The sequence below is a fragment of the Mycobacterium sp. Marseille-P9652 genome (assembly GCF_902652685.1).
Lineage (GTDB): Bacteria > Actinomycetota > Actinomycetes > Mycobacteriales > Mycobacteriaceae > Mycobacterium.
Window position 1 is genome coordinate 1 of record NZ_CACRUY010000088.1, and the last position, 13,202, is coordinate 13,202.

Annotated in this window: 9 protein-coding genes; 6 read left to right on the forward strand and 3 right to left on the reverse strand. The window is 70.0% G+C overall.

The annotated features are described in order from the left end of the window. On the forward strand, positions 1-690 hold a 690-nt coding region (locus GPY60_RS25285; protein WP_197283831.1), incomplete at its 5' end, for a sensor domain-containing protein. Between the two features lie 30 nt (positions 691-720). Here GPY60_RS25285 and GPY60_RS25290 read toward each other — a convergent pair. The 3 genes from GPY60_RS25290 to GPY60_RS25300 form a co-directional block, all read right to left on the reverse strand. Then, on the reverse strand, positions 721-1,281 hold the full coding sequence (locus GPY60_RS25290; RefSeq protein WP_156690438.1) for a hypothetical protein: 561 nt from the start codon (positions 1,279-1,281) through the stop codon (positions 721-723). 260 nt (positions 1,282-1,541) lie between these two features. Next, positions 1,542-2,660: an adenylate/guanylate cyclase domain-containing protein gene (locus GPY60_RS25295; RefSeq protein ID WP_156690439.1), complete on the reverse strand. Its 1,119-nt coding sequence runs from the start codon at positions 2,658-2,660 to the stop codon at positions 1,542-1,544. A 122-nt stretch (positions 2,661-2,782) separates the two neighbouring features. After that, positions 2,783-4,174 (reverse strand): amidase, encoded by a 1,392-nt coding sequence (locus tag GPY60_RS25300; RefSeq protein ID WP_156690440.1) that lies wholly within the window; start codon positions 4,172-4,174, stop codon positions 2,783-2,785. Between the two features lie 46 nt (positions 4,175-4,220). On the opposite strand from GPY60_RS25300, the gene GPY60_RS25305 reads away from it, so the two are divergent. The 5 genes from GPY60_RS25305 to GPY60_RS25325 all read left to right on the forward strand — a co-directional run. Beyond that, positions 4,221-4,649 (forward strand): HIT family protein, encoded by a 429-nt coding sequence (locus GPY60_RS25305; RefSeq protein WP_156690441.1) that lies wholly within the window; start codon positions 4,221-4,223, stop codon positions 4,647-4,649. A gap of 3 nt (positions 4,650-4,652) precedes the next feature. After that, positions 4,653-5,096 (forward strand): nitroreductase family deazaflavin-dependent oxidoreductase, encoded by a 444-nt coding sequence (locus GPY60_RS25310; protein WP_156690442.1) that lies wholly within the window; start codon positions 4,653-4,655, stop codon positions 5,094-5,096. Positions 5,097-5,172: 76 nt separating this feature from the next. Continuing rightward, entirely contained in the window at positions 5,173-9,126 is a 3,954-nt protein-coding gene (locus GPY60_RS25315; RefSeq protein ID WP_156690443.1) for a bifunctional diguanylate cyclase/phosphodiesterase, read from the forward strand. 208 nt (positions 9,127-9,334) lie between these two features. Then, the gene (locus GPY60_RS27615) at positions 9,335-11,935 is read left to right on the forward strand and encodes a helix-turn-helix transcriptional regulator (protein WP_156690444.1); all 2,601 of its coding nucleotides are present in this window, start codon (positions 9,335-9,337) and stop codon (positions 11,933-11,935) included. A gap of 413 nt (positions 11,936-12,348) precedes the next feature. Continuing rightward, positions 12,349-13,202, forward strand: an 854-nt coding sequence (locus GPY60_RS25325; protein ID WP_156690445.1) for a PE family protein, incomplete at its 3' end; no start/stop codon positions are given.

Below are 13,202 nucleotides of genomic sequence, written 5' to 3' on the forward strand. Positions count from 1 at the left end.
CGCAAACGCAACCCCTGGCCCCTCATCGCCGCCGCCGCGGCGGTCATCGTGCTTCTGGTCGGCGGGGTGGCGGTCTTCTGGGCGCTGCGCCCAGAACCCGTGCATCAGCCCGATCCGGTTCCGCCCGATCGTCTGAGCGCCATGTTGCTCGATCCCTCGACGATCAACTCGATCATGGGCTCGTCGTCGATCGAACCGGGCAAACCGATCACGTCGATGGACACGTCGTCCGCGACGATCTCCCTGCCGGACTGCCAGAGCGCGCTCTATTCGACCCAGAGTCCGGTGTATGCGGGCAGCGGCTATTCGGGGATGAGCGGCCTGGTGGCCTACGAACCCGGCGACAACAACGACCACTGGGTCAATCAGGCCGTGGTGGGCTTCCCGTCCGCGGACAAGGCGAAGGCGTTGCTGCAGAAGTTGGCGGACAAGTGGAATGGGTGCGCCGGCAAGACCGTCACCGTGACCAACAACAACAAGACGTACCGGTGGACGTTCGCGCAAATCGTCGGCAGCCCACCGAAGATCTCGCTGATGCAGACCCAGGAGGGCGCCGACGGGTGGGCGTGCCAGCGCGTGATGAGCCTGGCGAACAACGTGATCGCCGACGTCAACGCGTGCGGCTACCACATCAGCGATCAGGGTGTGCAGATCGCCGACAAGATCACCGAAAAGATCAACAACGACTAGCCAATTCCCCGGGCGTGCCCGGGAATTGGGCTACGACGGCAGGTCGGGACCCTGCGCCCGCAGGTCGTCGACCGCCGACATGGCCTCGCGCAGCTTGGCCAGCCATTCCTCGGTGTGCTCACCGACCAGCTTGACCGTCCAGGCCAGCGCGTCGGCGCGCGACCGCGCGACACCCGCGTCGACCAACGTGTCGAGCACCTGCCGCTCGGGTTGCTTGAGGCGAGTCATCACCGGAACCGCGATGTGCGTGAACAGGATTCGTTCGGCCCCGACCTCGACGCCCCAGGAAACCTTGCGGCCGTAGCGATCCTGCGCCTCGTCGGCGATGCGCATCCGCTCCGCCCGGGTCTCTTCGCGGAACCGCGCGACCCGGCCTTCGGCGCGCTCCCCGCTCTCACCCTGATCGGTATCCGCGAGTTTCCCGATCACGGTGATCTCCTCGCGGTCGACGACCACCTCGGGGTCACCCTCGAACCACGTCTCGGGCAGACGCCCGGCGAACCATTCCGCTGCGCCACTCGCGTCGGGTTGCTGCGCTTGCTGCCAACCCCCCGGACGCCCGTACCGCCTGTGTGTGTGATGTGCTTTCATGAATTACATGATTACACCGTTACAAGTGCAATGGAACGGGGTTTCACCCTGAGCGAATCGCCGGTGTGCCCCGACAGCCTTTTCGTCTCGGGGATAACCGTTGATCTGCGCTGCTCAACGATGTATTTTTGGTACCGAAGCAGGCCCGGAAGCGACCAATTCCAAGCGCCGGAAGTTGGGTAGGAAACCGGCCGCGTGCGACACGCGCATGACGGAGTCGTACGCCCCCCGAGTCGCCCGGGCCTGCCTAACGTCTACGGTCAGCCGCCGACCCGGCGGACCCGGAACACCTTGACCTCGTTCTTGATGCCCTTCAGCCGGCGGGCACCGGCGAAGGACGCATCGAACTGGCCGGCGTCGCCGACGGCCTCCCAGGCCGAATCCGCGGCCAGCACGGTCCCCGGCCGCGCCACTCCGGTGACGCGGCTGGCGACGTTGACGGGACTGCCGAACCAGTCCCCGGCGCGGCTCACCGCCATCCCCGAGGCCAGGCCCGCCCGCAGGCGGGGGAAGTCGTTGTCGGTGTCGACGGCCTCGACCAGCTTGAGCACCCCGTCGAGCAATGGCTCGGGTTCGGGGCTCACGAACATCACCGCGTCACCGATCGTCTTGATGAACCGCACCGGCGGCGCCGTCATGTCGCGGGCCAGGTCGGCCAGCCGGTTGGCCAGCTGCCCCAGTTCTTCCGGCGAGACCACCTCGCCGATCCGGGTGAAACCCACGAGATCGGCGAACCCGACGGTGACCCACCGTGCCCCCGGAAGGGGTTGCCCCGCGGCGCGCTCGGCGGCGTTGATCGCCTCGCTTTCCATCATGTGCCGCAGCTGCATGAAGAGCATGTCGCGGATCATCGGCCCGAGCAACGGGGCGATCTGGCTCACCAACGCCTTTGAGGCCCTGGCGATATCGACCTCGGAGGCGCCCGGATGCATGATCGCCGAAAGCGCCGTGTAGCGCATCACCTCGGCCGCGTGGGACAGCCCCTCGGCCAGCACCCGCACCACGAGCACCACCTGGTCCGGGTCGAGCCCCAGATCGACGAACCGCTGGGCGTAGGCGGCGGCCTCACCGTCGGCGCGCATGTGGACCGCGGCATCCAGGTCGTCCACCGTGACGAGCCCGATCGCGCGCTGTAGTCGCTGCAGCAAGCCCAGGTCGACGCCGTAGGTGTCGCTGATCTCGCGCGTCGACACGTACGTCCCGTCGTCGCCGATGAGGTGACGGGTGGCCAGCAGCAGCGGCGGGTTGGTGGCGCGGATCTCGTCGGCGGTGACGCCCTGCTCGAGCAGCCACTCCACCAGTTCCGCCCGCTCGGCCCGGGCGGCGCCCTCGAGCCCCTCGAGCAAGCTATCTACCTCGTCCCGGCCCGTATCCTCCACGACCTGAACGTACAGCGCCCCGCGCCCGCGGCGCGATCGCTGCCGACCGAAACTGTCCCGGTGATGACGGTGCCGGCCCGAACAACCTGGCGGGCAGAGACTTTCGCCCGCCTCGGCAACGCCTAGGAGACCGGTGGGCGGCGGTGCGCCCACGGTCGCGCCGTCTCGATCTGGGCGGCCAGCGACAACAGCGTCGCCTCGTCGAACGGCCGGCCAACGAGTTGCACCGAGATCGGCAGCGCGTCGCCATCGAAGTCCCACGGCACCGACGCTACCGGCTGCCCGGTCAAATTCCAGACCTGCTGATACGGAACCCGTTGCGCCGCAGCGAGAATCGTCGACACCGCGCCCCTGCGCTGGTAGGCGCCGATGCGGGAGGGTCCCGTCGCCGTGCCGGGCGTGACGACGACGTCGGCGTCGTCGAAGATCGCCTGAATCCGGGCGCTCAGCGCCGCCTCCGCCTCGAGCAGGGAGGTCATGCGCCGATCGGAGAAGAAGGTGCCGAGGCGCGCGATGTTGCGGGTGCGCCGTTCCAGCCGCTCGGGGTGAGCCTGCGCTTCGGCCTCGTCGTTGATGCCGCGCAGGTAGCGGGGGAAGTAGTTGGCAAGGATCGCCGACGGCGGATACTCGGGGTCGGCCACGAAGACCTCGTGGCCGAGTTCGCGAAAGAGGGCGCCGGCCTGGTCGACGGCCGCCAGTTGCGCCTTGCCCACCCGCACGGGAAGCGGAGTTGGGACCTTGGTGCTCAATGCGATTCGCAGCTTTCCCGGCGCGCGCGCGGCGGCGGCGGCGAACTCGCCCTCGGGCCCGGGCACCGTGGACGTCGCGTCCAGGAACAGCGCCGCGTCGAGCACCGACCGTGCCAGCGGGCCGTTCACGCTGAGCCCGTACCACACGTTGTCGTGCGGCTCGAGCGACACCCGGTCGCGCTGGGGCTTCACGCCGAACAGGCCGCACCACGTCGCGGGAATGCGAATCGAGCCGCCGCCGTCGGATCCCAGGGCCAGCGGGGCCAGCCCGGCGGCCACCGCGGCGGCGCTCCCGCCGCTGCTGCCGCCGGGGGTGCGGCGCAGGTTCCACGGGTTGCGGGTGGCCCCGAACGTCAGCGACTCGGTGTAGGGCAGCATCATCAGCTCGGGGACGTTGGTCTTGCCGATGATGACGGCGCCAGCGGCGCGCAGCCGGTGCACCACCTCGGAGTCCGTCGACAGGGCGGGCCCGTGGCCGCCGCTTCCGTACGCCGTGACCTCGCCGGCCACATCGGTGTCGTCCTTGATCGCGACCGGCACGCCGAGAAGCGGCAGCCGCTCGCCGGCGTCGAGACGGTCCTGCGCCGCGGCGGCCTCGTAGCGGGCGCTGTCGGCCAGCACCACCCGGTAGCAGCGGAGCTGGTGGTCGAGGCGCCGGATGCGGTCCAGGTAGACCTCGAGCAGCTCCGGGGCGGTGAGCTCGCCGTCGGCGAGCATCCGCGCCTGTGCGGCCGCACCGGCGAAGGCCACGTCGCGAGCGTCCACTGCGGCAGCGTATCCCGCGCCATGGGCGGCAAGTAGCGTGGGGAACATGTCCTGCGTGTTCTGTGCGATCGTCGCCGGGGAGGCCCCGGCCATCCGGATCTACGAAGACGACGACTACCTGGCCATCCTCGACATCCGCCCGTTCACCCGCGGCCACACGCTGGTGCTGCCCAAGACGCACACCACCGACCTCACCGACACCCCGGCCGAGACGCTGGCCGGGATGACCGCCGTCGGGCAGCGGATCGCGCGGGCCGCCCGCACCACCGAACTGGCGGACGCCACCAACCTGGCGATCAACGACGGGCGCGCCGCCTTCCAGACGGTGTTCCACATCCACCTGCACGTGCTGCCGCGGCGTGACGGCGACAAGCTGTCGTTCGCCAAGGGAATGCTGCTGCGCCGCGACCCGGATCGGGACGGGACCGCGCGAATCCTGCGTGACGCCCTGGTCCGTGCGAGTCAGGCGGACTGAGCGATGAGCGGTCTTTCGGCTGAACAGCTCACCCTCCGCTTCCTGCGGGTGCACGACGCCGTGTACCGGAAAACCGGGGGCTGGATCGGACACCGCCTCCCGGGCATGCCACCCAACCTGCTGCTGCACACGATCGGCGCCAAGACCGGGCAGCCGCGCACCAACACGCTGACGTACGCGCGCGACGGCGATTCCTACCTCATCGTCGCCTCCAACGCCGGCGCCCGGCGCTACCCCGGGTGGTACCACAACCTCCGGGCGCACCCGGACTGCGACATCAACGTCGGGCCCAAGCGGCTGGCCGTCACCGCGCGGCCGGTCGGGCCCGACGATCCGGACTATCCGCGGCTGTGGCAGCTCGTCAACGCGAACAACAGCAACCGCTACACCGGCTACCAGCGGCGCACGACGCGCCCCATTCCGGTGATCGTTCTCAAGCCCCGCTGAGTCGGAAGCGATTATTCTCCTCGTGTAACGCGCCGTGAGTTGTGATTCACCGACCGCGCGATCGGCTGGAGCGGATATGAAGCGCTGGATGGGGCATCCCTGGCGGCGGATCGGCGTTCCGGTGCCCCTCGGTCGGCTGATCGCCACGTTTTACGGCGCCGCATGCGTGGCCATCGTCGCCGCCTCCGTCCTCGACTGGCAGGGCCCCTACCAGACGCGGCCCGCCAACGAAATCGTCACCGTGGTATGCCTCCTGGTCACCACCGGATGCGCCGGCTACGCCGCGTACTCCGCTTCCGGGCGGCAGCGATTCGGGTGGCTGGCGCTCGGCGTGGCGGTGCTCGGCTGGGCCATCGGGGAGGTCATTTGGGCGGTGTACGACGTGCGGCCGGAGGTGGAGCACGCCACCCAGCCGGCCGTGGCCGAAGTCGTCCTGCTCGCTTGGCCGATCGGCGCCATGACCTCGCTGGTCTTGTTGTCGCGCCTGTCGCGGCACAGTCCCCGCCGGCTGGTGCTCGACGGGCTCATCCTCGCCACGTCGCTGTTCGTCATCTCGTGGGTGTTCGTCCTCGACAAACAACTGCGGCAGCACAGCGACACGCGCGTGACGACCCTCGCCGAAGTCTTCAGCGACGTCATCCTGCTGACGACGGCAATCCTCATGCTGTCCCGCGGGCGCCCCGGCCAGGTGCCCAGCCGCAGCCTGCTCGCCGGAGGCGTCGCCACGATCATGCTCGCCGACATCGCGATGGTCTTCAAGACGGGGATCGGCAGCTATCACGTCGGTGACCTCGTCGACGTCGGCCGGGTCGCGGGGTTGGCGATGCTGGCGCTGGCCGCGCTGTCGAGCGTCAACGAATACACGCCGGTCGAGACGCGGAGCGAGGAGATGCTCTCGCGGACCCGGCTGTGGTTGCCGTACCTCCCGCTGTTGCTCGCCGCCGCCGTCGGATTGGGCCACGCGGTGGGGCTGATGGCGCACGGGCCCATGCTCGCCGCGCTGGGGATCCTCGTCGCCGCCGTCCTCGTCCGCCAGTTCATCGTGCTGGTGGAGAACCAGGGCCTGCTGTCGGAGGTCGCGCGAGAAGCGTTCCGCGACAGCCTGACCGGGCTTGCCAACCGGACCTACTTCCTCAACCGGCTCGAGCAGGCCGTCGCCCGCCGTCGGCGCGAACCCGGCCCCATCGCGGTGTTGTGCCTCGACCTCGACGATTTCAAGGCCGTCAACGACGCGCTGGGCCATCCCGCCGGGGACGAGCTCCTCACCCGGGTCGCGGCACGGCTCACCGCGGCGCTGGGTGACACGGGCACCATTGCCCGCCTCGGTGGCGACGAATTCGCCGTCCTGCTCGACGGATCCGTCGACGAGTCGTGGGCGGCGGCACAGCAGATTCTCGAGGCATTCGCCACCCCGATCCTCATCGAGGGCGTCCCCATATCCGTGCGGCCGAGCGTCGGCTTCACGGTGGCGAGCCCCGAATCGACCTACACCGTCGACCAGCTCCTGCGGCACGCCGACCTCGCCATGTACACGGCCAAACGCGAAGGCGGAGACTGTGTTCGGAGCTTCGTGCCCGATCTGCCCCTGTCGTACTCCTTCCCGCAGACCGCCGACCCGGACGCGTCGACCCTCGAGGGGTGGGCCCCGGGCCCGGCGGCCGGTGACGTTGCCTGGGTCGGACGGGACGCGCCGGTCAAGGCGCCGGCCGCCCATCCCGTCGACGGCGTCGTGACACGGGCGGCGCACCGACCGCACGACGGGACCAACGTCATCCGCTGGCCCCCGACCGTCATCCGGATTACGTTGCTTCTCTTGGCAATTGGCGTTGTCGCCTTCACGCTGACCAGCGTGCTGCACCCGAGCGCCAGTCAGAGCGTCCTGTTCTCCAAGTCCCTGTACTCGGCGCTGAACCTGCTCGCGGCCGCGGTGATCGCCGTTCGGGCGGGCCGGGTCGCGGCGGATCGCCTGGCCTGGGCGCTGGTCGCGACCGGCATGGCGCTGTCGGCGATGGGCGACGTGACCTACGCCCTGTGGGTGCCGAACGGGCAGACGCCGTCGCTGGCCGACCCGCTCTACCTGGCGTTCTATCCCTTCGTCTATGCCGGCCTGCTGCTCCTGATGCGGGCGCGACTACGGAAAGTTCCGCTGCCCATCCGCTTTGACACCCTGGTATGCGGCTTGGCGGTCGCCGCCGTGGCCGCGGCGCTGACCGCCGGACCCATCCATACCGCCGCGGCGCGGGCGCCGGCGACGGTGCTCGTGGGACTGGTCTACCCGTGTGGCGACCTGATCCTTCTGGCGCTGGCGGCGGGCATGCTGCCAATCGTCGGCTGGCGCAACGGTTTTCGGTGGGTGCTGCTGGGCGTCGGGCTGACCGGCTTCGCGGTCGCGGACTCGGTGTACCTGTTCCAGACCTCGGCGGGAACGTACCGGGTGGGCACCACGCTCGACGCGCTCTGGCCCGCCTCGTCGCTGTTGGTGGCGATGGCCAGCTGGGCGCCGTGGTCGTCGTCCGTGCCCACGCCGCGCCGGCCCCTCGGCTATTACGGCGTGCCGGTGGCGTGCACCGTGCTCGCGCTCGGAGTGGTCGCCCTGGGGCACACGTCGCGACTGGCCTCGACGCTCGCGGCGCTGACCCTGGTCGCCGTCGCCGCGCGGTTCTCGGTGACCTTCCGCGACGTCAGCTTGCTGGCCGAGAGCCACAAACATGCCATGACCGACGAGCTGACCGCGCTGCCCAACCGGCGCTCGCTGGCGACCGCCCTGACGGCGCTGTCCGGTTGCACCGACGAGCCGTCGACCATGAGCACGCAGTGCGCGTGCTGCGCGCTGTTGTTGCTGGAGCTGCGCGGGTTCCAGGAGATCACCACGGCGCTCGGCCGCAATTTCAGCGCCGAACTGCTGTGCCGCATCGCGAATCGGCTCGCCCACAGCGTGCGCCGCGACGACCTCCTGGCGCGGGTGAGCGAGGACCAGTTCGCCATCCTGCTGGCCGAGGGCTCCGACCTCGTCGCCGCGCGCGCCCAGGCGAGCCGCTCGCTGGAGGCGATGAGCGAACCGTTCGAGCTGGACGCGATCACGGTGCGAGTCGACGCCCGCGCCGCCATCGCGCTGTGCCCCGACCACTGTGACCATCCTCAGGAGCTGCTCAACCGCGCCGAAACGGCCATCCCGCACGCCAATTCGGCGGGCAGCAAGGTCGTCGTGTACGAGCCGGCGTTCGAGGCCTACGGCGGCAACGATCCCGACCTCATCCGGGATCTGCGCGTCGCATCGGTGGACGACGACCAGCTGAGGTTGTACTACCAGCCCAAGGTCAACGCGGCCGACGGCAGCGTCCACAGCGTCGAAGCGCTGCTGCGCTGGCAGCATCCGACCCGGGGGCTCCTCCTGCCCGAGGAGTTCCTGCACGCCGCCGAACGGGCGGGCCTGAACCGCCGGATCGCCAACCGCACGATCAACCTCGCCCTCAAGCAGATCAGGTACTGGCGAGACGAGGGCATCTCGCTGGACGTCGCGGTCAATCTCTCGACGGCCAATCTGCTCGACCTCGACCTGGCGGTTACCATCGAGCGACTGCTGCAAACCCACGGGCTCCCCCCCGACGCGCTGATCGTCGAGATCACCGAGAGCGCCCTCGTCGACTCGACGCGATCGCGCAACACGGTCGCCGCCCTGCAGGTGCTGGGCGTGCGCATCTCGTTGGACGACTACGGCACGGGCTGGTCGTCGCTGGCACGCCTGCAGGACGTCTCCGTCGACGAACTGAAGCTGGACAAGGTCTTCGTCGAGCGCCTGGCCCAGGACCCGCGGTCGGTCGCCATCGTGCGCTCCACGGTGGCCCTGGCGCAGAGCCTCGGGGCCGACCTGGTCGCCGAGGGCGTGGAAGATCAGGTCACGCTGGACGCGCTGCGGCGCTACGGCTGCACGATCACCCAGGGTTTCGTGCACAGTCCCCCGTTGCCGCCCGAGGAGCTGCGGCGGTGGATCCGCTCGCACGCGCCCAGGAAGGCGGGCATCTCCGACTGATCGGGGGACGTGCCCGATCGCTTCCCGGGACGAAAGCCACTGGCTAACGTGGTCGGGCGCGCGATCACTGGCCGAGGTGAGCCGACGCGCGGTGGTCGGTCCGGCAGCGTGACCAAAGCAGACGGGTTGGCAAACTCGGATCCGGTTCCGCGCGGCGATCGTCGAGTTTGCCGTGCGGAAGTCGCTTTGCCTGGCTAACCTTTTTTGTGTGCGCCCCCACTGGCCCTTGATCGGCCGCGATCAAGAGATCAGGGAGATCACGCGCTGCATCACCGACGACGCCGAACTGGGGGTCGCCATCGCCGGCCAACCCGGAGTCGGCAAGTCGCGCCTGGCCCGGGAGATCGCGCGTTCGGCATCGGAGGCCGGATGGACCGTTCGCACTGTCGCCGCCACCGCAACGAGCCGACTGGTCCCGCTCGGCGCCTTCTCGCAGTGGGCCGACACTGCGGCAGGGGATCCACTGACGTTGGCACGCAACGTCATCGGCGCTTTGACCGACGGCACGGGACCCGATCGCCTCGTGGTCTTCGTCGACGACGCCCATCTGCTGGACGAGTTGTCCGCGCTCGTCGTGCACCACCTGGTGCACTCGCGGTCCGCCGGGGTGATCCTCACCATCCGCGCCGGCGAGGCCGCCCCCGCCGCGGTGACGGCGCTGTGGAAGGACGGCCTGTTGCGCCGACGCGACCTGGGACCCCTGACCCGCCGCGAGACGGAGACCCTGCTGACGGCGGCCTTCGACACCGCCCCGGATCCGCCGTGCGCGGACCGGCTGTGGCGCCTCACGGGGGGCAACGTTTTGTTCCTGCGTCAGCTGGTCGAACAGGAGCACCGGGCCGGACGGATGACCGTCCGGGACGGCGCCGTGCGCTGGCATGGGGTCACCGAGGTCTCCGGAACCCTCGCCGAACTGCTGGACGCGCAGATCGGCGCAATTCCAGACGAGGTGCGGGACGTCGTCGACCTCGTCGCCGTGGCCGAACCGGTCGAGTGGGATTTCCTGCGGCTGATGGCAAATCAGGACGCCGTCGAAGACGCCGAGCAGCGCGACCTCATCCGCATCTCCGGAGGCGACGTCTACGTCGGTCATCCGCTGTATGCCGAGGCCCGCCTCACTCGTTGTGGCTCCGCGCGTTTGCGGCGGCTGCGGGGGCAGGTCGCCACCGCGATGAAGGAGGGCGGAGGTCCGGCGCAGGCCGTCAAGCGGGGCCTGCTCTGGCTGGAATCCGACCTCCCGCAGGAACCGGACGTGCTGATGTCGGCGGCCACGGCCGCGAGTTCGCTGCTGGACTTCGAAACCGCGGAGCGGCTCTTCGCCGCGGCCGCGGCTACCGGCGTCGGCGCGCAGGCGCGGGTCCCCCTCGCCTACTCCTTGTTCATGATGGAGAAGGGGGAACTGGCGCTTGAGGTTCTCGACGGTGTGGAGATTGACGAAGCGACCGAATCCGCCTTCATCAACCACGTGGTGATGCGGGCGTCGAACCTGTTGTGGGGCATGCGCTCTCCGGAGCGGTCGTGGCGACTCATCGAGGACGCGCTCGCCAATGCGCACGGAGTTCCCCGCCACCAACTGCTGGTGTTCCGCGCCAACCAGCTCTCACTGGCGGCCCGGCCGCGCGACGTGCTGGCGACCATGGCGCAGGTCGACTACTCCCGACTCGACGGGTACGGCACGACAGTCGGCCACGCGGCCGAGAGCCTCGCCCATGGCGAACTCGGCCAACTCGATCAGGCCATGGCGAAGGCGCGTGACGCCGCCTGGGCGCTCGATCTGAGCGAACAGGGCAGGTTCTTGCAGCAGCCGGTGACCGAGTTCCTGACGTTCGCCCTGACGGCGGCGGGACAAATCGCAAAGGCCGTCGAACTGGCCGAGCGGCACCGCCGCGCCCTGCGCAACGAACCGGCGGCCGTGCGCGCCGTGGCCTCGGAGATCCTGGGGATGGCGAGGCTGGCCGCAGGCGACCTCGGCGCGGCACTGGAGCTCCTGCCCGAGAACATCGGCGACGACATGACCAACAACTTCAACGTCGTCAACAGCTTTCACCGGTTTCACCTCATGCGCGCGCAGGCGCTGGCACGCTCCGGAGACGCGGACGGGGCCGAGCGGGCGATGAAGACCGCGCGCATGTATCAGCATCCGGCCTACATCTATGTGGCCACCATCGACATGCTGACCGAAGCGTGGCTGGCGGCGGTCCGCTCGCGATACAGCGAAGCGCGCCACCTGGCCCGCCGAGCGGCCGACTTCGCTCGCGACCACGACCAATTCGCTCGCGAGGTCTGTTGCCTGCAAACCGCGGTGCAGTTCGACGACACCGACGCGGCCGACCGCCTGGCGGAGTTGGCCACGCACGTGCAAGGGCCGCGCGCCGCGGTCGCGGCGCGCTACGCGGCGGCCCTCAGCGCCGACAACGCCGGCGAACTCGACCGCGCCTCAACGGATTTCGAGGCAATGGGTGACCTGCTCGCCGCCGCGGACGCCGCCGGCCAGGCCGCGACGTCACACCGGCGGGCGGGCCGGCCCGGGAGCGCGATGACCGCGGCGACTCGTGCGCACCGGCTGGCGGACCAATGTGGCGGGGCGACCAGCCCGGCGATCGAGGCGGCCTCTCTCACACCGGCGTTTTCCAATCGAGAGCGGGAGATCGCGGTGCTGGTGGCGCAGGGGCTGTCCAATCGGGAGATCGCCGAGGCGGTGTCCCTGTCGGTACGGACCGTCGAGAGCCACATCTACCGCGCCAGCGCCAAGGCCGGGGTGAGCGGACGCTCGGCGCTCGCAGCGATGATGCGCGACGCAGACGGGTGACGCGTCGCCCCGCGGGGCGGTGTGCAGTAGTCGCCGGAAGCCATCAAAAAAATGCAGTAATCCGCCCCGGATCGAGATCCCGCCAGGCCACCTGACAATGGCCATCCGGTCACCCGTCGGGCGGTGATCCGACAACCGCCGTTGCCTGGACGGCTGTGTCCAGTCGAGTCGTCGGGAAGGCAGCGATCGGGCGATGGCGCGCAGCTGTGGACGGCGGCCGCCCGCGGGCCGATGCCCGTGCCCGCCAACGCAATGGGACGCGGCCGAAGGACGTCGAGCCCAGACACGAAAATATCCGTTCTCAACGGGTAGCTATTGCCGCGAAAGCAAACTTTCCATCACGCGTTCAGCCCCGTGCGCAGACATTTCGTATCAAATCGCCCTCCTGACAAACCGATGGTTACGGAGCTCGTATGTCGTTTTTCCTCGCAGCACCTGAAGCTCTGGCCACAGCGTCCGCTGACTTGACCGGCATCGGGGACGCGATCAGGCAGGCCACGGCAACCGCGGGGCCGTCGACGACGGGAATCGTGTCGGCGGCCGGCGACGAGGTGTCGGGGGCGATCGCGCGGCTGTTCGGCACCTTCGGCGAGGAGTTCCAGGCGCTCAGCGCCCAATCCGCGCAGTTCCACGCGCAATTCGTGCAACTGCTGCAATCGGGCGGCAACGCGTACGCGGCCACCGAGGCGGCAAACGCCTCCCCGCTGGGAGTGCTGCAGCAGGACCTGCAAGCCCTGGCGGCCAGTCCGTTCACGCCGATCAAGGACCTGACCGGGCGCCCGCTGATCGGCAACGGCACCAACGGCACGCCCGGGACCGGGCAGGCCGGCGGCGACGGCGGGTGGCTGATCGGCAACGGCGGCAACGGCGGGTCCGGCGCGGCGGGGCAGGCCGGCGGCCGGGGCGGGAACGCGGGACTGTTCGGCAGCGGCGGCATGGGCGGCGCAGGCGGGATCGGGTCGACCGGCGTCACCGGCACCATGGGCACCAACGGCGGCAGCGGCGGCGTGGGCGGAACCGGCGGCAACGGCGGCGTCGGGGGTGCCGGCGGCAACGGCGGGCTGCTGTTCGGCCAGGGCGGCGCGGGCGGCCAGGGCGGCGCCGGCGGTACCGGCGGCATGGGCGGTCTAGGCAGCGCCGGCGCAGCCGGGGGCCACGCGGGCGACGGCGGCAACGGCGCGGCCGGTGGGGCCGGCGGCCAAGGCGGGCTCTTCAGCCCCGGGGGCCAGGGCGGTGCCGACGGCAGCGCCGGATCGGGCGGCCAGGG

Bases quoted from the DNA above. Each gene is read 5' to 3' on its own strand.
- GPY60_RS25310 (WP_156690442.1), top strand. From the start codon at position 4,653: ATGAGCGGTCTTTCGGCTGAACAGCTCACCCTCCGCTTCCTGCGGGTG.
- GPY60_RS25315 (WP_156690443.1), top strand. From the start codon at position 5,173: ATGAAGCGCTGGATGGGGCATCCCTGGCGGCGGATCGGCGTTCCGGTG.
- GPY60_RS25290 (WP_156690438.1), bottom strand. From the start codon at position 1,281: ATGAAAGCACATCACACACACAGGCGGTACGGGCGTCCGGGGGGTTGG.
- GPY60_RS25305 (WP_156690441.1), top strand. From the start codon at position 4,221: ATGTCCTGCGTGTTCTGTGCGATCGTCGCCGGGGAGGCCCCGGCCATC.